Genomic DNA, 25,479 nt, shown 5'->3' with positions numbered 1-25,479 from the left:
TTGCTACATGTCTATCATATTCCCATGTAAACCGCTTTCATAGATTATGAAAGTTTAATAAGACTTTTTGTAAATAAAAAAAGTAAGCAGTTACAGAGACTGCTTACAGAAAGTTTTTTATTAAGTGCTCTTTAAATTTGTTATACTCATGCTGGTATACAGGTCTTCCGACCGTTCCGTAGATCACTTTGACTTCGAGGATTCCTAAGTCCTTTAGGAAATTAAGATACTTTCTCGCCGAAACCCTGGATATTCCCACAACATTTGCCACTTCATCAGTGGAAAAAGGCCCGTCCTTTAATCCATGAACGGCATCCCATACCTGTTTTAAGGTATCCTTCGTTAACCCCTTTGGCAGTTCTTCTGCTACAACCGTTTCATCTCTGTGCAAAAGTAAGTGATCGAGCTCCTGCTGACTAACCGAATCCTGTTTATCAATGAACCGAGTTTGCTCAAGGTAGGCAGTAAGTGCCGCGTTAAACCGTTCAAACTCAAAAGGTTTAATTAAATAGTCAATAATACCATACCTTAATGCCTTCTTAATTCGTTCCAAATCTGAGGCAGCTGAAATGATGATGACATCAATTTCAAGATCATTTTTCCGAAGGTACGCTAACAGCTCCAGCCCTTGCTTTCCCGGCATAAAAATATCCAGAAGAATGAGCTGAATGTTATTCTTCCCCAAAAATCGGATCGCTTCCGCTACTGAATTGACTGTTCCAGCCAATCGGAACCCAGCAATTTTAGCAAGATATTGTTTATTGATTTCTGCGACCATCGGGTCATCTTCAACAATCATTACATTAATCATTCGACTCATCCTCTGCTTTATAAGGTATATACACAGCAAAATTGGTTCCTTTTCCGGGCTTGGACGAAATAATCATGTCCCCTTCCAGCCTTTCAATTGCCTGTGCCAAAAGATATAACCCGAACCCGCGGTTTTCTCCTTTCGTCGAGAACCCTTTATCCAGTATTTTATTTTGGAGTGTTGTCGTCATCCCCATCCCTGTGTCTTTAACCTCGATTGTTAAAATATCCTCTGCATAATCAAGTTTTAGGTCGACATTTTTGTTTGGGCTGTCCGCAATGGCCTCCATCGCGTTATCGAAGAGGTTTCCAATGATGGTGATCAGCTCATGTGTGATTTCCGAGTTTGCCGGCTTGGGAAGTTTGTTTGAACAATCAAATGATAAAGAAGCACCCGATTCTCTGGCAAAGCTTAGTTTGCCAATGATAAATCCTGCAAGAACAGGGTCTTGAATTTTCTTCGTTACAAAGCCCATTTCTGTTTTCCGGTGGTTAACCGTTTCACTCACATAGTTAGCAAGTGTATCATATTGTTCCGTCCGAACCAGACCAAGGATGACATGAAGTTTGTTCATGAATTCATGTGCCTGGGCACGGAGAGCATCTGCATAGTTACGCACACCAGTGAGTTGTACGGCCAATAATTTGACTTCGGTTTTGTCACGGAAGGTAGCGATTGCTCCGACCGGCTCATTTTCCACAATCACCGGAACCCTGTTTACTAAAATCGTTACCCCATTCAGATTTTGTTCTTGATCCAATTCGGTGTCCCCTGATTTTATAATGCGAGTTAACCGCGTCTCTGGCAAATAAGCTTCAATATTCCTGCCCATAGGATTCTCTTCAAGCCCGGCTCTTTTAAAAAGCTTTCTGGCAGCCCTGTTTACAAGGGTGATTTTTCCTTCTTGGTCGATCGCTATAATTCCCTCACGCACAGACTGAAGCATGGAACTACGTTCTTCAAGCAGTTTAGCAATAGCGAATGGCTCGAGTCCTAAAAGGATTTTTTTGATGTATCTTGCCAGGCCGACTGCACCGATTACACCGATTAGGATTCCGATTAACGTCCCAATAAAGATTCCCATTCGTCCTTTATGTACTGCCTTTGTAACGTTTTCTAAAGAAATCCCTACCGCAACCGCACCGACTTGTTTTCCTTGTGAATTCTTTATTGGCGTAAATGCACGCATGGATCGGCCGAGAGTTCCCTTTGAAATGGAAACATACTCCTTTCCTGTAAGAACAGGCCCTTCATCTCCTCCCCTAAAGTGCTTCCCCACTTCACTAGGGTCCGGGTGGGAAAGACGGATCCCTTGCATATCCATCACAACCACAAAGTTAACATTCGTTTTATCTTTAACTTGGCTGGCAAAATCCTGTACTTCCGTATGATTAGGTGCCCCATCTAATGCATCCATCACGATCGGGCTTAGGGAAGTCATCCTTGCAACATTAAGGGCTTTCTCTTTCTCTGTCTCTTCCACGCTAGAGGTAATTCTTTTGCTTATGATAAAATCAGTTATTCCAAGTGATAACGCGACAACACTGCATACAAATAGAATAATAATGGCTTGTAAACTAAATTTGCCTTTCTTCATATTCCCCTCCAGGTATGATCATAGTAATAGTATGGATTAGACTTATGCATAAAATGACAAAAGACCGCTAAGCTCAAAAAAGAGCTGTAAGCAGCCTTTATCACTAATCATCGAATTAGCAGAATAGCTCCCGCCATAATTGGGGTGAGAACCATTGCACTTTTTAAAATGGGCAGCGGAACATTATTGGTAAATTTAGCCCCAATATACGATCCAATCATCGTTCCAGCGAGTACCTGGACCAGTAGCAGGACGTTGAAATAGCCTTCAAAATAGTAGCCTGAGCCGCCAGCGAAAGTGATAGGGAGAATGACCAACATCGTTGTGCCGACTGATTTTTGTACAGAAAGGCCCATCACTACCATCAACCCAAGCTGAATGAATGGAGCCGCCCCAATACCAAAGGTACCAGATAAAATACCTGTCACGATCCCGACAGCCGCTGCTCTCATTAGGAAGCTGCCAGTTGATCTCATTTTCCTATTATTTGTCTCTTTAAGCCTATTTACTATAAAAAGACGAATCATCAGCATAACAGCTGATAGGAACAACATTCCCGCCGTGAGAAAATGTAGTGAATGAACCGGAATCCATACGGCAAGTTTAGAACCGACAAAGGACATAATTGCCCCAAAAACACCTACCGTTATTCCTGTTTTTACATCCATATTCTTCTGCCGGTAATGACTGTAAGCTCCGGACATAGTCGTAAACACCATTGCACCTAGGGACGTCCCTAATGCTGTCTGGATTGGCACTCCAAATACAACGGTTAAAAGAGCAATAATAAAACCGGATCCTCCGGCCCCAATAAATCCTAGTAATATACCCATTAGGAACATAGTAAATGTGATAATCAAAGATGCTGCCTCCAAACACACTTTTACTTCAGTCGTGAAAATTGTCCAGTTTATTATAGCATCTGTAACTGGGAGGACACTTATTGTAATTAAAAAAAGTGTTGGAGTAAGTTGTCTGAACCCGGCCAAAATGATTCATAACTAAAAACTTGAATTGTAAAAGAGGTGGTCCCAAATGGTGACCCCCTCTAACTTTAATCCCTCTGTATTAAGATGCTTTATTCTTATTCCAAATATCGAAGGCAACAGCTGCTAGGAGAACAAGTCCTTTAATAGCTTGCTGCCAGTCAATCCCTAGTCCAAGAATAGACATACCGTTGTTCATAATTCCCATTACTAAACCACCGATAATGGCTCCGCCAACTGTACCAATACCACCATATGCGGATGCACCACCGATGAAACATGCAGCAATTGCATCAAGTTCGAAGTTGTTACCAGCTTTTGGAGTTGCCGCATTCAGACGAGCAGCAAATACTAAACCAGACAGGGCAGCCAATACACCCATGTTAACAAAGGACAAAAAGACCACTTTCTTTGTTTTAATACCTGAAAGCCCTGCAGCTTTTTCATTACCACCGATTGCATAAATATGTCTTCCCATGATCGTCTTTTTAGAAACAAATGAATAAATTACAACAAGTGCAAACAAGATAACCAAGATATTAGGAATACCGTCATAAGTTGCAAGAACATACGTGAATGCGTTAATGATTGCAATCATTGCCACTAGTTTTGCAATGAATAAACCTTGAGAAGAAACTTGGAAACCATATTTTACTTGAGTTTTACGTACCCCTGCTTCATTTATAATATAGATAACAGAGAACACAAGCCCGATAACAATCGTAAAAATATGAAGGCTTTCACCATGAAAAATATCTGGAATAAATCCGGAAGACATGCTTTGGAATGAATCCGGATATGGTGCGATCGATTGCCCTTGTAACACCAACATGGTTAAACCACGGAAAAGGAGCATGCCTGCAAGTGTCACAATAAAAGCTGGGATTTTAACATAGGCAACCCAGAAACCTTGCCATGCACCGATGACGGCGCCAACTAATAGAGAAATAATGACAGCCAAGAACACATTCATATGATGATTGATAATTAAGATGCCCGATATCGCTCCTACAAAGGCAGCAACGGAACCAACCGACAAATCAATATGTCCAAGAATAATGATTAATACCATCCCGACAGCCAAGACAAGGATGTAGCTGTTTTGTAGAATAAGGTTTGTAACATTAAGCGGTCTTAACAGAATACCATCCGTTAATACTTGAAAAAGAACTGCGATTAATATTAATGCAACAAACATTCCGTACTGACGCATATTGTTTTGAATCAGCTTAGTAAACGAAGTCCTTTTACGGCCCTTTGGTTGCTGCTGTTTTATTGTTTCTGTTTGCGTACTCATACTCTTTCACCTCTGCCTTTAGTCATGAACTTCATAATATTTTCTTGGGTTGCTTCAGCTTTCGATACTTCCCCTGTAAATCTGCCTTCACTCATGACATAAATACGGTCACATATCCCAAGCAATTCTGGAAGTTCAGAAGAAATTACCAAGACACCTTTTCCTTCTTCAGCAAGCTGATTAATAATTGTGTAGATTTCATATTTGGCACCAACGTCAATTCCTCGGGTCGGTTCATCGAGAATCAGGAGATCGGGTTGAGTCATAATCCACTTACTCAATACTACTTTTTGCTGATTACCACCGCTCAAGTTACCAGTTAGCTGAGTAATGCTCGGTGTTTTTATTTTCATTGCTTTGCGGTAATTTTCCGCTTCAATGATTTCCTTGTTTTGGTTAACAACAGTGCCTTTTGAAATCTTTTTCAAACTAGAAATAGATATATTTGATTTAATATCATCAATTAAATTAAGTCCAAAATGCTTTCGATCCTCGGTTACATATGCAAGCCCATATTTAATTGCTTGTGGTATATCTTTCAAATGTATTTTAGTGCCATTTTTAAAGAGCTGGCCGCTTATTTTCTTCCCATAGGATCTGCCGAAAATACTCATCGCAAGCTCGGTACGCCCGGAGCCCATTAAACCGGCGATTCCAACAATTTCCCCTTTTTTGATGTTAAAATTCACAGAATCAATTACTTTCCGATCACTGTGAAGCGGGTGATAGACGTTCCAGTCTTTCACTTCAAAAATAACTTTGCCAATTTTAGGTTCTCTATTAGGGTAACGATTTGTTAAGTCTCTTCCGACCATCCCTTTTATAATTCGGTCTTCAGATACACTGCCATTTACTACATTAAGCGTTTCAATCGATTGGCCATCACGGATAATCGTGATTGAATCTGCCACCTTGGTAATCTCATTTAATTTATGAGAGATAATAATCATGGATATCCCTTGTTTTTTGAATTCAAGCATAAGATTTAATAAATTTTCACTATCGTCCTCGTTCAATGCTGCGGTTGGTTCATCGAGAATAAGCAGCTTAACTTCCTTTGATAATGCCTTTGCGATTTCAACAAGCTGCTGCTTTCCTACCCCAAGATTTGTAATTAATGTATTGGGGTCTTCCGTTAAACCTACTTTATTTAATAACTCTCTTGTTTTTAAAATGGTTTCATTCCAGTTGATGATTCCCCGTTTAGCCTGCTCATTACCCAAAAAGATATTTTCGGCAATCGATAGCTCCGGAATAAGCGCCAACTCCTGATGGATAATCACGATACCCAAGTTTTCACTGTCTTTAATACTTTTAAAGTTACAAACATTCCCATTATAAAGGATATCTCCTTCGTAACTTCCATGTGGATAAACACCACTTAAAACCTTCATCAAAGTAGATTTTCCGGCGCCGTTTTCACCACATAAGGCGTGAATTTCTCCTTGTTTCACTTGCAAATTGACATTGTTAAGTGCTTTTACCCCAGGGAATTCTTTTGTAATAGTTTTCATTTCCAAAATTGTTGCAGCCATTCTTTCACCACGCCCTCACAATGTAATAAATGATTTAGTGATTGCAAAAACAACCACTAAATCATTTACTCTTCCAATCTTACAAATTACTTGCTAAGTTGATCTTCCGTGTAATATCCGCCATCAACTAATATTGATTTGTAGTTTGATTTATCAACTGATACCGGCTGTAAAAGGTAAGCTGGAACTATTTTCACCCCATTGTTATACGATTTTGTATCATTAACAGGGACTTTTTTACCTTCTAGTTCAGCTTGAACCATTTTTACTGTTTGTTTTGCTAATGCACGAGTATCTTTATAAACTGTTTCAGTTTGTTGACCTGAAATAATTGACTTAACAGAGGCTAATTCAGCGTCTTGACCAGTAATAATAGGAAGCGGTTTAGAAGCGGTTCCATAACCAACACCTTTTAATGAGGACAAGATGCCGATACTAATACCATCGTATGGAGATAAAACAGCGTCTACTTTCTCATTTGTATAGTGAGCACTTAACAAGTTGTCCATACGAGATTGTGCAGTCGCACCATCCCAACGAAGAGTTGCACCTTGCTCGAATTTAGTTTGGCCGCTGCGTACTACTAGTTTTCCAGATTTAATATATGGTTTTAATACAGACATCGCACCATTCCAGAAGAAGTAGGCATTGTTATCATCTGGTGATCCACCAAACAATTCAATATTGAATGGGCCTTTGCCTTGTTTTAATCCCAGTTTGTCTTCAATATAAGTGCCTTGCAAGACACCCACTTTGAAATTATCAAATGTAGCATAGTAGTCTACATATTTGCTTTTCTTAATTAATCGGTCATAAGCAATAACTTTGATCTTTTGTTTATGTGCTTCATCAAGAACTTTTGTTAACGCTTCACCATCAATGGAACCGATTACTAAAACGGTTACACCTTTAGTGATCATGTTTTCAATTTGAGAAACTTGGTTTTCCACAACGTCTTCTGCATACTGTAAATCTACTTTGTAACCTTGCTTTTCAAATTCCTGTTTCATGAAATTACCATCTTTAATCCATCGTTCTGATGATTTTGTTGGCATTGCGATCCCAACATAACCCTTACTTTCTTTACCTCCGGTTGCACTTCCACAAGCGGCTAAAGAAATTACCAACGCAATAAGCATAATTACCGATAAAAGTTTCTTCATAATTTACCCCTCTCTAATCTGTTTTATCTCAACACCCTTAATAGAGTATTAGAGCCCAATAGAAGAATGTTAAAAGTTTTAAAGAGCGCTTTCATTATTTTTTTTAAAAAACTCTTTTAAAACAATTTTATTGTACGAACAACAAACCTCTGAAACTGGTAATCGCCCAAACTCATACGGTCAAGTTTTAATTATCGTGTTATTTTATACATACAACTTGGTTCCTTCTTTTGAATTATAAAATAATAAAGTAATAGAAGTATTTATAAAAAACGGTTAAATTTTATAATTTTCCGCTATAAGCCAATCTAACTCCAGTAAGATATATCAAAAAAGTATACCCCAAATTGTTCCCATTACCCCATTTCCATTCCATGTCAAACAAATTTGGAATTTGATTTCATTCCACGGAGCAATAGTTTTAAAATCCTTTACTGAAAAGTTATATAAATACAATTTATAGAAGTGTATAATAATTCTTTTATGGATTTTTAGATAAACATGTCGGATTATGAGATTCCATGGAGTCTAAAGAGATACCAATTCTATTCCTTTCTATTATGAATTTTTATTATTACTAATATTTCAGGGAATAGAAATCAGAAAGTTATTTCTATTTGAGTTAATTACTTTTTATATATAATCAAACTAATTGTCCGTACAAGTTGATTTTATTCAAGATATTGGACTGAAAAATTATTTTACTTCTACCAAAAAAAGAATCCGGAATTTCCAGATTCTTTTTGATTTTTCTTTATTCTCTTTTATCCCACTTCTAAAGATTGATGTTTTACTGATGCAGCTTCCAATAGTAATTAATTCGCCCCAATAATTCATTATGAGAACCTTCCACAATTCAAAAAACAACAAGCTTTCCATAGAAATTGATTTTATCCTAAATTTCCTTTATCAAATTGTCAATTTTTTAATAGAAAAAAGTAGAAATGGTGAACTTTGCTGTCTGATGGAAAAAAGAGAATGTAAAAAGTCATAGTTGAGGATCTCCAACCTCATCAACTATGACTGAAATGGATTATCTAAATTTTACAGTATACCTTTCAGTATGAAGACCGTCCTCGGATTTTACAGTTATTACTGCAGAGTTTTCGTCTCTTACTACCTGATATGAGGTAAAGAGGTCGTTTGTTACTGCTGTTATTGAATGATCCTTCGAAGCTTTATCCTTTACACTATAAGTATATTGGTCCGGTTGGAATTCCTTAAGTGGCTTTCCATCGATTAAGATACTTTCAAGCGTTGCATCATCACTAATGCTTGGTGTAGCTTTCGTGATATCTCCCTTTCCAAATACTTCGATTTCAGAAATCGCCATGCACGTTTTTGGCATGGCCTTCATCACTACTCGGATTTTCGATGTGGTAACCGGTTGAAAATTAACCGTTACGTCCTTTTGTGCATTAACCTCTGTTTGCGTACCGTCGATTGCTTTCCAGTTGACTCCGTCCCAGTACTCAAGAGAGAACGATTCAGGTGGTCTCGTACCGCCAGCATCATCATAAAAATGGAATTGTGCTTTCGAAATGGTATCTTCACTACCAAAATCAATCGCTACCCAATCTTCTGGTCTCCAGCTGCTTTGATCCCAATTCGTCCATCTGATTGATGAGATATCCCCATCGTTGACATTAGATGCTTTATCATATTTTCCTGTGAAAGAAGCAGTTGCTTTTGGAAACTCCTGGCCTGAGCCTGGCAAGTTTAAGGCGATATTCTGTAGTGCAGGTTTCGTCACCTGTACATTAACGGTTACTTTAATTGGGCTATATGGAATAGACCCTAATACTGTAAATTTTCCAAGCTGTTCATATTTACTCGGGTCAATTTGTTCCCAGTCAACCTGTACATTGCCTTCTGTCCCGGCTTCAAGTTTAGCAGTAACAAATTGCGGTAGTTTTGGTGCCATTCCTGGAACGGTTTTGACTTTAATAGGTTCCACACTTTCCACTTTACTTACCGTAACATTGGCAACTGCTGGTACTTGAGTTCCTTCAACTATTCCCTTTACTGTAAAAATAGTTTCCTTATCATATTGTTTTGGATCAATTGTATCCCATACTACGGCTTTTTGTACTCGTTCTCCGTCTCCGTAAATAACAGTGACCTCCTGTGGCATATCCGGAGCAATCTTTTTCTTGGTAACGACTACATTGGAAGTTTCAATTTTTACTATTCCTGTCTTTTCAATTTCCCAAGTCTGATTCTTTCCAGAATTCGCTGACCAGACATCGACACTGGCATCTTCTTTTGTCGAAGCGCCGCCTACTTCCAGTAGCTGGCCGTTTTGTGCATTAATGAACGTATATTTTTGATCACCGGAAGTCGATAACATCCACCTTTGACTTTTCAAGTTTTGGTCAGTTTGTTCTACAGCGGACCCGTTTTCTACCCCGATTACATTACCGCTATTAGTATCAAAAATTTTGTACAATTCCCTTGAGCTATTTCCGTTCGTTACCTTTTCAATGCTCCATTGCTGGCTCGCTTTATCACGAACATAGTTTTTTTGTACAACCTTTCCATCCTGCGTAACATCAAGAACCTTACCACTATTTAGATTGCTAATTTTATATTTATCATGATTATTTATAAAGTTTGCATCCTCGTTGACACCAGAAACACCAGATACAACGAATGTCGTAATCGATTTGGGTTGGACCGTCACCGCTAATTTTTTATCCTTTACTGTGATTTCCGCTTTTTTCTGTAAATTATCGCTTACGGAAGTCACATATGGTGTTGCTTCTGCTGTTTCCTTCACCGTTTTAAAGCCGGATAGGTCAAAGTCTACTGCCTTTTGTTCTGCAGATGAATTGGTATAAACGACTACAACCGAGTCATTTTTCGAATCAATCGCAGCCAAAGTATGATTATTGTTTGAGTTGATAACTTGGTCGCCTTGATGGATAAATTTACTATAGTTACCCATTGTGTAATATTTTTTGTTTTTATAGATTTTAATATTGCTAGGGTCTTTTGCAGCAAAATCTACCTGAATCAGCCCCCAGTTACCATTCTCATGCTCTGGGTTCATATTTACTTCATCCTCAATTGACTGCCAAAGAACCCAGGCTTCCGGTTCGAGCAATTGGATATCGTCTTGAATTCTTTGTGATAAAGCTAGCCCAGGGTTGATATCATCAAAATTCTGTCCGCCGGTACTTAGATCAACTTCGGACATCCAAAGTCTTTTTCCTGAGCCCTTAGCAATATCTCTAGCACCAATTCTATCTCCGGTTCCGTACGTATGTACGTTCAACTGCCCAATATTACTGCGAGTTTCCAAATTGTAGTTATCCCAGTCTTTTTGGAAATTGGTCGGGTTGGTTTCATCCATTGCAGATACCACAGTTTCCAAACCCTTTTCCGCCAATTGCTTTTTCACCTCATCGAGGATTTTTGCTTGAGATGCAGGGGTCCAGTTTGATCCTTCCTGTCTTCCCTTTGCTCCCCAGTATCCAGTATTAGGTTCATTTACAGGTGATAGCGTTTTAAATTTAATGCCCATATCCTTTTGCAAATGATCCACAACCGCGGTTAAATAACTGGCAAAATTTGTGTATTGATCAGGCTTAAGGTTATCCTTCCATGGATCCCAGTTTCCGGATACGTATCCGCTCTGGGTCATAAAGTATGGTGCAGAATTTGAAAAGGCTTCAAACGTATCAGCCCCTCTTGACTTAGCTGCCTCTAGCCACCAGCGCTGGTTAGCGTCAGCGTTCCAGTTCCAATGATCAGGATTATTTGGATCCCACCAATTTTGAGGCTCTGTCCATCCATCCGTATTACCATTAGGAGGCCCGAATTCTGCAGGACGATTCCAATAACCTGGGACTGCTCCTCCAAGTCGCATGTAAGGTACGGTTTCTGGGGAATCACCACCGCCTATATTATAACGAGCAATATTAAAATTAAGTCCATCTTTGCCAAAAAGTGCGTCAGCTAACTGGTTTTTGATATTATCCGGCCAGCCCCCTGTAATATTAGCAAACCATACTAGGGCGGTTCCCCAGCCATTAAAGGGTGCCTGTTGATAGCTTGGGTCTAATTTAACTGTTTCCGTTAAAGTGCTTGATTGTGTATCTTCGGTGGCAAATGCCTTATTTGCTGTAGGTGAAAGCAGTCCCAGTGTCAGGGCTGTGGCGGACCCGCATGCTAAAATCTTTTTAGTCATTTTCTTAACAGATACCATTGTTTATCCTCCCTTTTAGTATTGTTAAATTCCAAAAACAGCTTTGTTTAAGATCACCTCCTTAATGTGGTTGATAGAAGGCGGTTTCTATCTTTCAGAAATTACTTCCCAACTCATTTTTTAACTAGATATGTGATAGTTTATTCAAGCCTAAAGAATGATGATTATATAGATAATTAAGATACCCCTAGAATTAAATAACCTATATTATTTAACCTAGAGGCATCAAAGTAATGTATATTTAAGTTAAACCCAACTATCATCTAGCTTTTTCGAATCAAAAATCACTTGACAAATCTATTAAAATATTTGCCTGTTGTTCCGAAATTGCTTTCCCACTTTGGGAGGACAGCTCGTTTACATAAGCTTTAAGTTTACCATCAATGGCCAATTTATTACCTTTAACAGCTGCTTCTTTTGCTGATTGGAGTTTCGCCACAAGCGAATGCGCCACCTCATCTTTACTTACAAAAGATTGAGTCAATCGACTTAAACTATCAAAATCAACCGTTACCGTAAACTTTTCTTCTGCTACCGTTTTATTCCCTGCCTTATCAGTAGCCAAAGCCGAGATAGTCTGAACACCAACTCCGAAGTCGAACGCATATCCTTCGGTACTTGGACAATTGGCAGAAGCTACCCCAGATAATTCATCAACTGCACTGCAGGAAATCGCTATCTTAGCATCAACAGGATACGTACCTTTATTACCGGTAAACTGTATCACAGGAGCTGTCGTATCAAGTATTATCTTTTGTTGATACCTTTCACTGACATTTCCAGCATGGTCGTTAAATTCAATATATACAGTTTTTGCCCCATCTCCTGTAGGCACGGTGAATTCTTTCATTGTGTTATACGCATCCCAATCTGTCCATTGCTTAGCATCCACCGAAAAGCGAACTTGATTCACTCCGGTTAGATCATCATGCGCTTCCAGCAAAAGAGTCACATTCGGATCTTTGGTAAATTCCTCACCATTATTAATCGTAAACTGCCCCTCTGGTGGTGTAGAGTCCGTCTGTTTCTCTACGATGACCTCACTAACTGCCATATAACTACCATCAACTGTCGTTGCGCTAATCTTTGCAGAACCTTCTTTTTTGGCAATAACTTTACCCGTTTCATCCACTACTGCGACTTCATCATTATTGCTGGTCCATAGAACTCCTTTATTGACTGCCCCCTCAGGTGTCACTGTTGCAGTCAACTGTGCAGTTTTTCCTTCTGCTAGTTCCAACTTTTCCTTATCAACCGTTATGTTTGTAACGTGTTGCTCTGTACTTTGCTTTTTTACTTCTGGAACGTTTGCAAGTAAAGCCTCATATTCAGATTTTGTAACAGGCATTACTGTTCCATGGCGAGGGCGTGCAGGCAAACTATAGTTTGTAGACATCTTCCACTCACCTGACTGTAAATCGGTTGTTTCAAAAGGTACATACCCTTTGCCGCCAAATTCATCAATAAACATGTACCACTTTTCTTCCGTATTGGATTTAAAGACGGTAGGTCCTTCACCAGCACTGATTGATCCTTTTCCAATTCCTTCTTTAATAAGATTAAAAGAAGGATCAAAAACCGAATTCCCCACTTCTTCGAAAACAAATTTTCCATTTGGTGAAGATGTCGAGTTATTTCTTTCATCTTTTGTGAAACGATACACCTTTCCGTCATATTTGATCATTGTTGTATCAATAACTGAATATCCAGGATCAAAATATTCTTTGGGTTCAGTAAACGTATAGAAATCCCTTGTTTTACTATACATTATTCTGTTATGAGTCCAGTCAGTATGTTCCTCATTACCAAACAATACTGAAGCCCAAAACACAATATACTCTCCTGTTGTATCATCATACACAATCTCAGGAGCCCATGTATTTCCAGCCTCTTTTGGAGATACTTGTACCATTCTTTGATCTGACCAATGAATTAAATCGGTGGATTCCCAGACCATGATAGAGCGGCTGCCAAACCGTTGTGCTCTATCCCAGTTCCAATCTCCATTAATTTTCAAATCTGTCGCAATTAAATAGAACTTATCACCTTCAGGAGATCGAATAATAAATGGATCTCTCACTCCTTTTTCACCCAAATTAGAGACGATGGAAGGGGCCCCATTGTTTAACTCTTTCCATTTAAGAGGATTATTTCCTTCGCTTAAAGCGAAATAAATTTGTTCACCATTTGTGTAACCTTCCCCTGTAAAATAACTGAAGACATAGCCTTCATAGTTTTCCTTTTTCGGCATTTCTTTCACTTTAGCTAGAAACGCTTTAGTGATGGTTTCCTTGTTTAGGGTGAGAGTTGCAGTCAATTTAACTGTTTTGTCACCTTCCCCATTACCCGGACGGGTCACTTCTCCAGTTGCTGTAATGATAGATGAATCACTTGATTTCCATGTGATTGTAGATCCATTAACTCCTGACTTTGGTAAAGTAAGATTACCTCTAACATCATCAATGTTATGAACTTTTAAAGCTTCTGCATCCGATTGAACTGTCACCGAATCTTTCGGTTTCTTTAATACAGTCACTGTAAATTCTTTTGTCCTAGTATTAGTACCATCTGAGACGTTCGCAGTAATAACTACTGATTGGTCACCATCTTCATATGAAGGTCGGTAAACCTTTCCATCATCTGAAATAATATTTTGATTTTGTGATTTCCAAGTAATAGTTGTCCCGAATTCCCCGTTCTTAGAAAAGGATAAATCCGAAGTAATTTGGTCTTTACTTTGGTTTTGACCAATAAACATGGAGGAATCTAATTTTTCCACGGCATGGTTTAGAAGGAGTCCATCCATGTCATCTATTTTTTTATCAGCTTCTTCTTTTAGTTTGCTTACTTCTGTTGCTGTCAATGCTCCATTAAACACTTTAAAATCAGCAATCATGCCTCCAAAATAAGGGTCAGCGGAATAAAAGGATCGTCCGATAAAACCACTTATTCCACTAAGATTGTTAATCTGTGCTAAAGTATATCCATTGGTAGATCCAGAACCGACTTCAACACCGTCAATGTATAGCTTTATCGTTTTATCTGCTCCTGATACAACTGTAGTAATCAACTTCCATTTATTTGGTGTTAATGATCCCGTTGTCGCATTTGCACCTGCTTCGTTCATCCAACTTGTTGTGCCGAGTCCCGCTCTTGCAGATCGGTCACCTGAATTACGTTTCGGGGTAGTAAATAAATATTTATTACTATCCTGACCTAACCCAAATAACCATTCGGCCTCATTAGCCCCTTTCCAATTTACCAATGACGAAACAGTTATACTATCCAAATTGTTTAATACTCCTTTTGGCATTTCAATATAAGAGCTTGTTGAACCGCCTTTAAAGCTGATAACCCCTGCATCAGTCCCCTTTATAAGTTCAGCGTTTTGGGGATTTACCAGACTTCCATCAAAGTTCCCAGTGCTATCTATTACTTTTGTGCCCTCGATATTGTTCATATCATAATCAAGAATTAACTTTGTTTCTTTTGCCTCTTCAGCAAATGACGAACGTGGAAATATTTGTAGAGCGGAATACACGATGATCATGGTTATTAAAAAGATTGATAGACTTTTCTTTTTCCTCATAAGAACCCCCAGTATAAATTTTTATTTAATCAAAGAATAAAACCCTTACATAAATTTTAATATAAAAAATAATTATCTGTATTTATAGAAAACCGTTAAAGTTTATACTTTTCCAAATTTTCTTTTTATACATTTGCTTTAAAGTATCTTCTAAAAAAAATTTAATATCTTCAATACTACTATTGACATTCAAATATCTATATTAGAATTGCAAGATTAAGCTCTAATCTATTTTTACTTTCGTCCAAAATATGTTCTTGATATCATTTTTGAACAAAAAGAAAAGGATGCTACTTTTTTAATTGTAGAATCCTCCTCTTAGTGTGATATCCGAATCTAACAGTTTATTACAATGAATGAATGTCTAACAAAATACATTGTCCCTTTACAGTTTGCTACTCAATAAGGTCGATTAAAGAAGACCGACCGGTCATCTTTTGCAGTGAATATTCCTTCTTCTGTTATGATTTTAACTGGAAGCTCTTTTCCATTAAAATGATTTATAATAGCCTTCATCATATAGGGACCTAACAGAGGATTACACTCAACTGTTACATTTAGCTTTCCTGCGTAGATGTTATTTAAAGCCTCTTGTGTCGCATCCACTGAAATTACTAGAATATCTTTTCCTGGTTTCTTTCCAAAAGCCTCAATTGCTTCGATGGCACCAAGTGCCATATCATCGTTATGTGCAAAGACAACATTGATTTTATTCCCAAACTTTTTCAAAAACTCAGTCGTAACTGTCTTTCCTTCTTCTTTTGTAAAATTAGCTGACTTAGAAGCAATAATGTGGTATCTATTTGAATTTTTAGGTAATTCCCCCTCAAATCCTTTTCTCCTGTAAACAGTTGGGGAAGAGTTCGTAGTTCCTTCTAATTCTACAATATTTATATTACTTTTTATCCCTTTTGTATTATCAAGTAGCCATCTTGCTGCCCTTTTACCTTCTTCCTCAAAATCCGCCCCAATGGATGTTAACCATAAATCATTATCTTTTAAATCAAGATCTCTATCCACCAGGACAACCGGTATGCCAGCGTCCTTAGCCTCTTTTAAAATTGGCTCATAACCAGTTTCAACTATAGGAGAAAAAGCAATAACGTCCACTTTTTGTTTGATAAATTCACGAATTATACTAATTTGAGCTTCAATACTCTCATTTGCATTCTTAAATTTCAGGTCAATTCCATAGTCCTGTGCAGCTTTTTTAATAGAAGCAGTATTTGCCAATCTCCAACTACTTTCTGCTCCTACCTGTACAAACCCTAGCACGATATGTTTCCTACTTTTAATCTGCTTAGGGAAACTTGATTTATTTAAAGCATATTGATCAACATTCTTATGCGTAATTGTACTCACACGTAAAGTAATTTTTTTGGGAATATTGGATTTCCCCTTCAAAATATCCATTGCATATTGAATCGATTCCTTGCCACCTGTTTTATACGCGAATGTCCCCGCCAAAACCCCCTTTTTAACAAGATCCAAACCACCATATGTACCTTCAAGTCCATCTACCCCTATTACCTTTACTCCCTTTATTTCGTGCTTTTGCAAAGCTTTATATGCACCTAATGCCATGGCGTCGCTTTGAGCAAAAATAGTATTGATTTGAGGATTACTTTGTAATAATGCCGTTACCTTATCTTCCGCTTCATCCTTCTGCCAATTTGCCACTATCGTATTATAAAGGTGAAGGTTTGGATGTTTTTGAATAACCTCATTAAAGCCTTGACTTCTTTCCCGAACTGGAGAAGAACCTTCAGGACCTTGAATCTCAACAATATTACCTTGTTCCCTACCTAGCATATCACTTACTAGTTGGCCAGCATTTCTTCCTATAGCTTGATTGTCAGGTCCAATAAATAGCGTATAATAATCATAGCCATCAATTGCTCTGCCCAGAACAATTACGGGTATTTTTTTATGAACCTTTGCTATAAGAGGCGTTAAACTATTTGTATCATTTGTTGATACAATTAAAAGGTCTATTCCATAACCGAGTAATCTATTTATATCTTTCTTTTGTTTTTCATTGCTTTGTGCAGCATCCGTATATATCACCTGTAAATCTTTATGCTTCTGTACTTCTTTTTTAATTTCTTCATTCATTTGGACTCGCCAAGGTTCGGTTAGATTTGACTGTGAAACACCTATTACAAAGCGGGTTCCTTGATTATCTTGATTTCCATGACCATGTTTAAAAACAAAGATGTAAAGGAATACCAACAATATAACCAATGCAACAAAAAGAACCAAAAACCCCTTCCTATTGATACCTCTCACTTTTTATTCCCACCTCTTTGCATAGGCAGAAGGAGATACACCAATAACCTTTTTAAATGCTGTACTAAAATAATGTTGGGTACTGTAACCAACTTTTTCAGCAACCTCGTACATTTTGTAAACTGGATTTCCCATATACTCAATTGCGTTTTCAATTCTTACCCTGGTTAAATAATCAATAAATGAAGAACCCAATTCCTCTTTTAGCAGTCTGCTAAGATACGTTGGACTTACTCTTACCTCTTCTGCCACTTCTTGAAGGGTAAGATCTTGTCTGTAATAATTTCTTTCAATATATTTTTTAGCTAACAATACAACAGGGACAATTCTCGATTGTGAACTGATTTCTTCACATATACCTTGATACAGCTCAGGCATATTTTGATTCAGTTTAAATGCCCTTTTTGCAAAAAATATATTCTTTCCTGTATGCCTTTCAAACATCTCCTCAATCATGGGACCTACTGAATGTATTTGATCTGTGTTTAAACATGGAACAAATGCGATTATCTGTTTATATTCATCATTAAAAACAACCATCGATTCGTAATTTGATAAAAGGTCTTCCATGAAGTTTTGTAAAGTAAAGTACAATAAATATTGATCCCATGATTCCGCTTTTTTTCCTTCTGTTACTTTAATCATTGGTTTTGCTGCAAATATCCAAATATCATGAAAGTTCATATCCAGGAAGGCGATATGCTCTTGAATTTCATTTTCGGTCAACTTCCCCTTCATCCAGTGGCTTAAAAACGTTTGCTTAATTAAATGAGAGTTTTTATCCAATTTCTCATTTATCCAATTTTTATAATGATTTTCCTTTTTTCTTTCTTCGAGAAGCTGTACTGCTTCTGTTACTACCTTCCTTAATTCTTCTGTATTGACAGGTTTCAGTAAATATTGAAAAACTCCCAATCGAATTGCTTCCTGAGCATAAGAAAATTCATCATAGCCACTAATGACAATGACAACGGATAATGGTAATTCACTATTCAATTTTTCGATTAATTTCAGCCCATTGAGAAATGGCATATTGATGTCTAGGAACAGAATATCCGGTTTTTGTTGTTTCGCCATTTCAAAGGCTATTTCACCGTCTTCAGCTTCTCCAACAATTTCAATATTCAACTCTTCCCAATCCAGTGATTTTTTAAGACCTCTAAGAATTTTAGGTTCATCGTCTGCAATTAATAGCTTGATCATATTCTTGGCCCCCTTACAATAAACTAAAAGTTAGTAGTTTCCCTTATTATTGGGTGCTTTATTTCTACTTTTGTACCTTTTCCCTCCACACTATCAATCTGTAAACCGTAATCGTTTCCAAAAGATAGTTTGATTCTTTCGTTTACATTCAACATTCCATATCCTTCAGATTTTTTTCCAATCATCCCTTGCGTCTTAAGAAGTTCATTCCATTTGTGCATTTCCTCCTTCATCATTCCTGACCCGTTGTCTATTACGCTAAGACAAAGATTATTCTCGACACTCTTGACAATAATAGAAATTTTTCCTTTTCCTCTTTTGGTTTTAATAGCATGATAAATGGAATTTTCGACTAAAGGTTGCAAAATCAACTTAAGGACATAAAGATCTTTTGCACAATCTTCCACATGAATGTCATAATCAAATTTTTCTTCATATCGAGTCATCTGTATAATCAGATAACTCTTTACATGTTCAATCTCTTGAGATACCCTAATACTCTCTTTTCCTTTACTTAAACCAATTCGAAAAAGATTAGTTAAAGCATCGATCACTGCCATAATATCTCTCGCTTCGTATTCTTGCGCCATCCATCTTATCGTATCAAGTGTATTGTAAAGAAAATGCGGTTTAATTTGCTCCTGTAGTACTTTCAACTCTGCTTCTCTTTTTCTTTTCTCAATTTCATTTATGACATTCATTAGTTTTTTGATGGATCCTATCATACTGTTAAAACTGTCACCTAATTGCTTAATTTCATCATCACTCTTGCTTTCAAATTTAATATCTAAATTTCCTTCCTCTGCCTTCTTCATTAGTGATCTAAGTTTCACCAGAGGTTTGGTTATCGAGGATGTAAAAAAGGCGGCAACAAAGATGGCGAAAACTGATACAATCATGGCAATCAAAACAGCTATCCACTTGACCTTTTGAATAAATAGAAATGTTTCATTAATAGAAAAAGCGCCCACTATTACCCATTTGGTATAAGATGAATGATCATACATCATCTGATAATCCGTATGATTGATTCGTTTTATAACACTACCGGATCCAGAAGGATGAAACCATTTCCCATTTATCCGATAAACAATTGGGTTTACCGGACTGTAAACTATTTGTGAACTATCATCCATCACATAAACAAAGCCATTTGACCCAAAACCCATGTGTTCAATCTCACTTTTGATTGCATCAAGCTTCCAATCTATTAAAATTACTCCTAAGACTTTTCCAGTCTTTTCATCTGTTATTGCTTTCGTTAAAGATAGTACTTCATCCGCACCGTAATTTTTCACTGTTTTTATATTTCGTCCTATAGGCCTGCTGTCCAAATGAAACGTCTTTGGGGAAGCTGCTGCTTGTTTATACCAAGACTCGTTTGTTAATGGGTCTCTTGAAATTCTGCTCATTTCATTACTTATCGAGTAGTCATGGCTATTTACAATTAAAATACCAGCAATATTTGGTTTTGTAACCGTATACATATTAAGCTGCTTTCTTAGTTTTTCTTCCACCTTCGAACTCATATTGTTTTGGAAGAAACTCTTTGAATCATCATTTTCGCTAATGTAGGTAGTAATATTATCTAATTCATGTATTTGTAACTCAATACTATTTTTAACTGTCGTTATTGCACTCAACGTATTAGCGTTTGCCTGATCTTCCACAACATTAGTAAATTGATTTGCTGATAAGGTAGTTGAAATCGTAACAGACATTACGATAATCAAAATAAATATACATATTAACTTAAAATAAAGTGATTTATTTTTAAAAATTCGATCTACCATTTCCATTTACTTCCCCTATTTTCGAGTAACTTATATATTCATCACCAAAAGTACAATATTATAAATTTTCGAACTTTTAACAAAAGTTCTTCTCTATATTATAGCAAACGTTTTATTATATTAAATTACCTTTTGGGAAAATATTACTTTCATTGTTAACTGAAGAATTAAAGCCATTACCCTTTCAAGGATATAGTTTTTACTTTGGCTAAGGTATTTGAATAAAATCTTTATTAATTAAAAGGATGCTGACAATCAAATCGTCAGCATCCTTTTAATTTATATAACATTAACCTATATGATTTAATTTTCACTTCCTGTTTTTAAATTTAAACAGAATTAGATGTTGATATTTTTACAGCTTTTCTTTTAATTAGAGTTGTATTTCTCTCTTTTTGAACTACAATTACTCTTTGTAAAACGATAAAAATAAACAATAGAATCCCTATCACAATTCTTGTCCACCATGAACTTAAAGTACCTTCAAACATGATAATTGTTTGAATAACCCCCATACTCAAAACACCGAACATCGGGCCAATAATAAATCCATACCCACCAGTTAAAAGGACACCACCGATGACACAGGCGGCTATCGCATCCATTTCCATACCTAACGCGTGCAGTCCATACCCTGATAACATATAAAAGGAAAATACAAGGCCGCTTAATGCAGAACTAAAGCCGCTTATTGCATAAATAAAAACTTTGGTCCTTTCTACTGGTAAACCCATTAGTATCGCTGACTGTTCGTTACCTCCAATGGCAAATACGGTTCTACCAAACTCTGTATATTTACCAATATACATGGCACCTAGTACAAAGACTAAACTGATGATTACACTAATAGATACATTATATTGTCCGCCTAGCGGAATTTTATATTGAGATATTGTTTCGAACAATTTATTATTTATATCTATAGATTCCACACTAATTAAATAACATAATCCTCTTGCCAGAAACAAACCTGCTAAAGTAACAATCCACGGATGAAGTTTGAATCGTTGAATGACATATCCCTGGGCCAAGCCAAAAAGGAATCCCATTATAAGGACAAGCAGGATCACTACTATTGGGTTAACCCCTTTTTTTAATAAAGCTGCACACACCATTGTGGTAAGTGCGATAACGGAACCTACAGATAAATCAATTCCTCCGGATATAATCACAAAGACCATACCCGTCGCCACAATAATCAAAAAGGCATTATCGATGAATAAATTAAGAAAAACCTGTAAGGAAAAGAAACCTGTATATCTTAGTGAACCTAAGCTGAACAACCCGATAAACAGAATAATTGTGGCAACAAGCGTCATATTCAATTGATTAATTTGCAGCATGTTTTTCATTAGCCTGGAACACCCTCTTTCTGCTATTTTTCTTGATAGTTATCAAATTTCTAAATTGTTCTGACTGTATGAAAGACACAATAATAACTACAATAGCTTCTACGACCAACACACTTTCAGGCGGTACACCTGTTGAGTAAATTGTTGTTTTTAATGTCTGGAGAAATATTGCGCCTACAATTGTACCGGAAAGATAAAATCTTCCACCATTCATGGAGGTTCCACCAAGAACAACTGCTAAGATAGCATCTAACTCCATCCACAATCCTGAATTATTACCATCTGCACTTTTTACATTAGAACAAATTAATATACCGGCAATTCCAGCACAGACTCCACATATGGCATATGCCCAAAAGATAATTAGCTTAGAATTAATCCCTGTAAATCGGCTGGACTCTACATTTCCGCCAACTGACTCCAAAAACAATCCCATTGCCGTTTTTCTCGTCAGTAAAAAAACAGATAATGCCACGATCCCAGTTACAAAAATTGCAAATGGAATTCCGAATAGATACCCTCCACCTAAGAAGTGAAATGATTCAGAGCTTACCGTAATAATTTGACCATTACTTATAAGCTGCGCGATCCCCCTTCCGACTGTCATCAGTATGAGAGTGGCTACCATTGGTTGAATCCCTATTTTTGCCACTAATAAACCATTCCACATACCGCATAGTAACGAAAGACCGAGTGATAAAAGAATAGCAATTGTTAACGAAGAATGACCTCCTGTACTATTCCCCCCCATCATGTACGCTGCTAATGCACCTGCAATGGCGACTGTTGAACCTACGGAAATATCAACGCCAGCTGTGGAGATTACTAGAGTCATTCCAATTGAAATAATAATTAAAGGGGCTGCACGATTTAAAATGTCTATAGAACTACCAAATAAATGCCCATCTTTTAAAACTATCTTAAAAAAGCCGGGAATATAAAAATAATTAAAGACAAAAAGTACTAATAAAGCTACTAATGGCCAAAATATCTTTGTTCCACTAATTTTCTTCCAATTACTAAGAAGCATTGACTTTACCTCCATCTGCAATGGTTTTCATTATGACACTTTCCGTAATTTCATCCCCTTGCAACTGTCCGATGGGTGTACGATCTCGCAAGACCACGATTCGATCACAGCAGGCGACCAACTCCTCTAGTTCTGAAGAAATTAATAAAACTGTCATCCCTTCATTTGCTAGAGTTCGAATCAATTTTTGAATTTCTGTTCTTGTCCCTACGTCAATTCCACGGGTTGGTTCATCTAATATCAGCAGCTTAGGATTGGTGGCTAACCAGCGAGCCAGTATGACTTTTTGTTGATTTCCTCCACTGAGATTTCGAATTTGTTGTTCCATGGAAGGTGTAGCGATCTGTAACATCTTAATATATTTATTTGCAATTTCCACTTGTTCTCTTTTAGAAATGTAACGTAAACTGCCCCTTTTAGCTTGTAAAGCAAGAATAATATTTTCCCTTATGGTTAATTCTCCTACAATTCCTTCCTTTTTTCGATCTTCCGGACAATAGCCCATTCCTTCCTCGATCGCTTTTTTTGGATACATAAGTTGTATATCCTTACCATCAATATTTACAACGCCATTATCCGCTCTATCAATCCCAAAAATTAAACGGGCTGTTTCTGTCCTCCCTGATCCTAATAAACCAGCCAGACCTAAAACTTCACCTTTCTTCATTTCCATATCAAATGGTTCCAATGTTCCTTTTTTCCCCAAACCTACTGCCTTAACCATGGTGTCTATTTTTTCAGAGGATCTGCGCCTTTTCCTATTTTCCAGATTATGTTCCTTTTCATTAATTTCGCGACCAACCATTTTAGTAACCAAATCTATCCTCGATAATTCCTTTGTCATAAACTCACCAACTAAATTACCATTTCGGAGAATAGTAATACGGTCTGTAACCTCATAAACTTGATCTAAAAAATGTGTAACAAAAATAATACCCATTCCATCTTCTTTTAATTTACGCATAATTTTAAATAATTGTTTTACCTCGTTCTCATCCAAGCTTGCTGTGGGTTCATCCAAAATTAGAATTCCTGCTGATATATCAACTGCTCGAGCGATAGCTATCATTTGTTGGATTGCCACAGAAAATGATGAAAGCATCTGAGTCGGATCAATATCTAAATTAACTCTGCGCAATATTTCTTTGGATTTTTCGTTTATCAAATTCCAATCAATACCACGCTTTTTTTTAGGTAGTCTTCCAATGAATATGTTTTCTGCCACCGTTAAATTAGGACATAAATTTACCTCCTGATATACGGTGCTGATTCCAAGCTTTTGGGCCTCCTGAGGTGATTTCGGCCTTATATTTTTGTTATTGAAAACAATTTTTCCACTATCAAGTTCATGAACGCCTGTCAATACTTTTATTAACGTTGATTTCCCAGCACCATTCTCACCCATTAAGGCATGAATTTCCCCCTTGCATAAGGTAAAATCTACATTAGACAATGCTTTTACACCGGGAAAAGACTTAACTATTCCTTGCATTTCCAAAATTGGCTCCCGAGATTTATGCATATTAGCCGCTCCTTTACAAAAATATAAGGATAGAAGGGTACACATACCCTTCTTATCCTTTTTAGAATGTTCTGTTATAAGAGATTAGTATTTACGATTTGGCAACTCTTTTGCAGCATTCGTTTGATCGAATACACCTTCTTCGGACTTAATCCATTTAGGATATTTTTTCCCTGCTAATACACCTTCAGCTGTTTCCATTAAGGCTGGTCCTAATAATGGATTACATTCTATAGATGCATTTAATTTACCGTCGACCATGGCCTGAAAAGCATCCTTTATCCCATCCATCGAGATGACTTTAATGTCCTTGCCAGGATTTAATCCATATTCTTCAATTGCTTGAATGGCACCAAGGGCCATATCATCATTGTGTGCAAATACCACATTTATTTTTTTTCCATCGGATTTTAAGAAAGCTTCCATTACTTCCTTTCCTTTTGACCGTGTAAAGTCACCACTTTGAGATTTAATTATTTTATAATTCTGATGATCCTTAATTTCTTCATCAAATCCCTTTTTACGGTCTACCGCAGGTGCTGATCCCACTGTTCCTTCCAATTCTGCAATATTAACGGTTCCATCTGATTTTATATTGTTAAGCATCCAGTCTGCTGCTTTTTTTCCTTCTTGTGTAAAATCTGATCCAATCATTGTGACATATAGTGAAGGATCTGCTTCTACTGATCTGTCAGTTAAAATGACAGGTATACCAGCTGCTTTTGCTTCTTTTAAAACTGGTTCAAATCCTGTTTGTACAACTGGAGAAAAAGCAATTACATCTACTTTTTGAGCAATAAAGGATCGAATGGCTTTAATTTGATTTTCCTGCTTCTGCTGTGCGTCTGAAAACTTTAATTCGATATTAGAATCCGCTGCGGCAGCAGATTTTATTGATTCAGTATTGGCAGTCCTCCATCCACTTTCTGCTCCAACTTGTGAGAAACCGATTACAATTTTATGATCTTTACTAGCCCCCTGCTTACTTGTTGAGCTTACTGAATTTGACGCTCCACAACCTGCTAAAAGAGAAAGTGCTAAAGCCGTTGTTCCTGCCACTGCAAACATACCTTTCAGTTTTTTCATTTTTTGTTCCTCCTCG

General features: G+C 37.2%; 15 protein-coding genes. All 15 read right to left on the bottom strand.

Going from position 1 to position 25,479, the window contains the following annotated elements:
* Positions 1-103 precede the first annotated feature (103 nt).
* Positions 104-811, bottom strand: a complete 708-nt coding sequence (locus L1999_RS01635; RefSeq protein ID WP_235741953.1) for a response regulator — start codon at positions 809-811, stop codon at positions 104-106.
* Positions 804-2,408 carry a DcuS/MalK family sensor histidine kinase gene (gene dcuS / locus L1999_RS01630; RefSeq protein WP_235741952.1) on the bottom strand — a complete coding sequence of 535 codons (1,605 nt, stop codon included), beginning with the start codon at positions 2,406-2,408 and terminating at the stop codon, positions 804-806. The genes L1999_RS01635 and dcuS overlap by 8 nt, the downstream gene beginning before the upstream one ends.
* A 107-nt stretch (positions 2,409-2,515) precedes the next feature.
* Complete coding sequence (locus L1999_RS01625) at positions 2,516-3,268, bottom strand: sulfite exporter TauE/SafE family protein (protein ID WP_235741951.1); 753 nt, start codon at positions 3,266-3,268, stop codon at positions 2,516-2,518.
* A 208-nt stretch (positions 3,269-3,476) separates the two neighbouring features.
* Complete coding sequence (mmsB, locus tag L1999_RS01620) at positions 3,477-4,607, bottom strand: multiple monosaccharide ABC transporter permease (RefSeq protein WP_235744210.1); 1,131 nt, start codon at positions 4,605-4,607, stop codon at positions 3,477-3,479.
* Between the two features lie 80 nt (positions 4,608-4,687).
* Positions 4,688-6,226 (bottom strand): multiple monosaccharide ABC transporter ATP-binding protein, encoded by a 1,539-nt coding sequence (gene mmsA, locus L1999_RS01615; protein ID WP_235741950.1) that lies wholly within the window; start codon positions 6,224-6,226, stop codon positions 4,688-4,690.
* 86 nt (positions 6,227-6,312) lie between these two features.
* Positions 6,313-7,389 (bottom strand): multiple monosaccharide ABC transporter substrate-binding protein, encoded by a 1,077-nt coding sequence (gene chvE, locus L1999_RS01610; RefSeq protein ID WP_275677347.1) that lies wholly within the window; start codon positions 7,387-7,389, stop codon positions 6,313-6,315.
* Positions 7,390-8,422: 1,033 nt separating this feature from the next.
* Entirely contained in the window at positions 8,423-11,599 is a 3,177-nt protein-coding gene (locus L1999_RS01605) for a glycoside hydrolase (protein WP_235741949.1), read from the bottom strand.
* Between the two features lie 277 nt (positions 11,600-11,876).
* The gene (locus tag L1999_RS01600) at positions 11,877-15,188 is read right to left on the bottom strand and encodes an immunoglobulin-like domain-containing protein (protein WP_235741948.1); all 3,312 of its coding nucleotides are present in this window, start codon (positions 15,186-15,188) and stop codon (positions 11,877-11,879) included.
* A 399-nt stretch (positions 15,189-15,587) separates the two neighbouring features.
* Positions 15,588-17,477 carry a substrate-binding domain-containing protein gene (locus L1999_RS01595; RefSeq protein ID WP_235741947.1) on the bottom strand — a complete coding sequence of 630 codons (1,890 nt, stop codon included), beginning with the start codon at positions 17,475-17,477 and terminating at the stop codon, positions 15,588-15,590.
* Positions 17,478-17,480: 3 nt separating this feature from the next.
* Positions 17,481-18,680, bottom strand: coding sequence for a response regulator transcription factor (locus tag L1999_RS01590; RefSeq protein WP_235741946.1), 1,200 nt, complete (start codon positions 18,678-18,680; stop codon positions 17,481-17,483).
* A 23-nt stretch (positions 18,681-18,703) separates the two neighbouring features.
* Entirely contained in the window at positions 18,704-20,479 is a 1,776-nt protein-coding gene (locus tag L1999_RS01585) for a cache domain-containing sensor histidine kinase (RefSeq protein ID WP_235741945.1), read from the bottom strand.
* Between the two features lie 323 nt (positions 20,480-20,802).
* Positions 20,803-21,825 (bottom strand): galactofuranose ABC transporter, permease protein YjfF, encoded by a 1,023-nt coding sequence (yjfF, locus tag L1999_RS01580; RefSeq protein WP_235741944.1) that lies wholly within the window; start codon positions 21,823-21,825, stop codon positions 20,803-20,805.
* Positions 21,803-22,855, bottom strand: a complete 1,053-nt coding sequence (locus tag L1999_RS01575) for an ABC transporter permease (RefSeq protein WP_235741943.1) — start codon at positions 22,853-22,855, stop codon at positions 21,803-21,805. The genes yjfF and L1999_RS01575 overlap by 23 nt, the downstream gene beginning before the upstream one ends.
* A complete protein-coding gene (locus L1999_RS01570) occupies positions 22,845-24,347 on the bottom strand; it encodes a sugar ABC transporter ATP-binding protein (protein ID WP_235744208.1) in 1,503 nt (500 codons plus the stop codon). The genes L1999_RS01575 and L1999_RS01570 overlap by 11 nt, the downstream gene beginning before the upstream one ends.
* A 114-nt stretch (positions 24,348-24,461) precedes the next feature.
* On the bottom strand, positions 24,462-25,463 hold the full coding sequence (locus L1999_RS01565) for an ABC transporter substrate-binding protein (protein ID WP_235741942.1): 1,002 nt from the start codon (positions 25,461-25,463) through the stop codon (positions 24,462-24,464).
* Positions 25,464-25,479: the final 16 nt, after the last annotated feature.

It is taken from the genome of Neobacillus drentensis (genome assembly GCF_021560175.1).
GTDB classification, from domain to species: domain Bacteria; phylum Bacillota; class Bacilli; order Bacillales; family Cytobacillaceae; genus Neobacillus; species Neobacillus drentensis_A.
The sequence above is the reverse complement of the archived record's forward strand: the minus strand, read 5'-3'. Positions and strand labels throughout refer to the sequence as shown.

Coding starts and splice junctions, on each gene's coding strand:
- L1999_RS01590 (WP_235741946.1), bottom strand. CDS start 18,680: ATGATCAAGCTATTAATTGCAGACGATGAACCTAAAATTCTTAGAGGT.
- yjfF (WP_235741944.1), bottom strand. CDS start 21,825: ATGAAAAACATGCTGCAAATTAATCAATTGAATATGACGCTTGTTGCC.
- L1999_RS01575 (WP_235741943.1), bottom strand. CDS start 22,855: ATGCTTCTTAGTAATTGGAAGAAAATTAGTGGAACAAAGATATTTTGG.
- L1999_RS01600 (WP_235741948.1), bottom strand. CDS start 15,188: ATGAGGAAAAAGAAAAGTCTATCAATCTTTTTAATAACCATGATCATC.
- dcuS (WP_235741952.1), bottom strand. CDS start 2,408: ATGAAGAAAGGCAAATTTAGTTTACAAGCCATTATTATTCTATTTGTA.
- chvE (WP_275677347.1), bottom strand. CDS start 7,389: ATGAAGAAACTTTTATCGGTAATTATGCTTATTGCGTTGGTAATTTCT.
- mmsB (WP_235744210.1), bottom strand. CDS start 4,607: ATGCGTCAGTACGGAATGTTTGTTGCATTAATATTAATCGCAGTTCTT.
- L1999_RS01605 (WP_235741949.1), bottom strand. CDS start 11,599: ATGGTATCTGTTAAGAAAATGACTAAAAAGATTTTAGCATGCGGGTCC.
- L1999_RS01585 (WP_235741945.1), bottom strand. CDS start 20,479: ATGGAAATGGTAGATCGAATTTTTAAAAATAAATCACTTTATTTTAAG.
- mmsA (WP_235741950.1), bottom strand. CDS start 6,226: ATGGCTGCAACAATTTTGGAAATGAAAACTATTACAAAAGAATTCCCT.
- L1999_RS01565 (WP_235741942.1), bottom strand. CDS start 25,463: ATGAAAAAACTGAAAGGTATGTTTGCAGTGGCAGGAACAACGGCTTTA.
- L1999_RS01570 (WP_235744208.1), bottom strand. CDS start 24,347: ATGCAAGGAATAGTTAAGTCTTTTCCCGGTGTAAAAGCATTGTCTAAT.
- L1999_RS01635 (WP_235741953.1), bottom strand. CDS start 811: ATGATTAATGTAATGATTGTTGAAGATGACCCGATGGTCGCAGAAATC.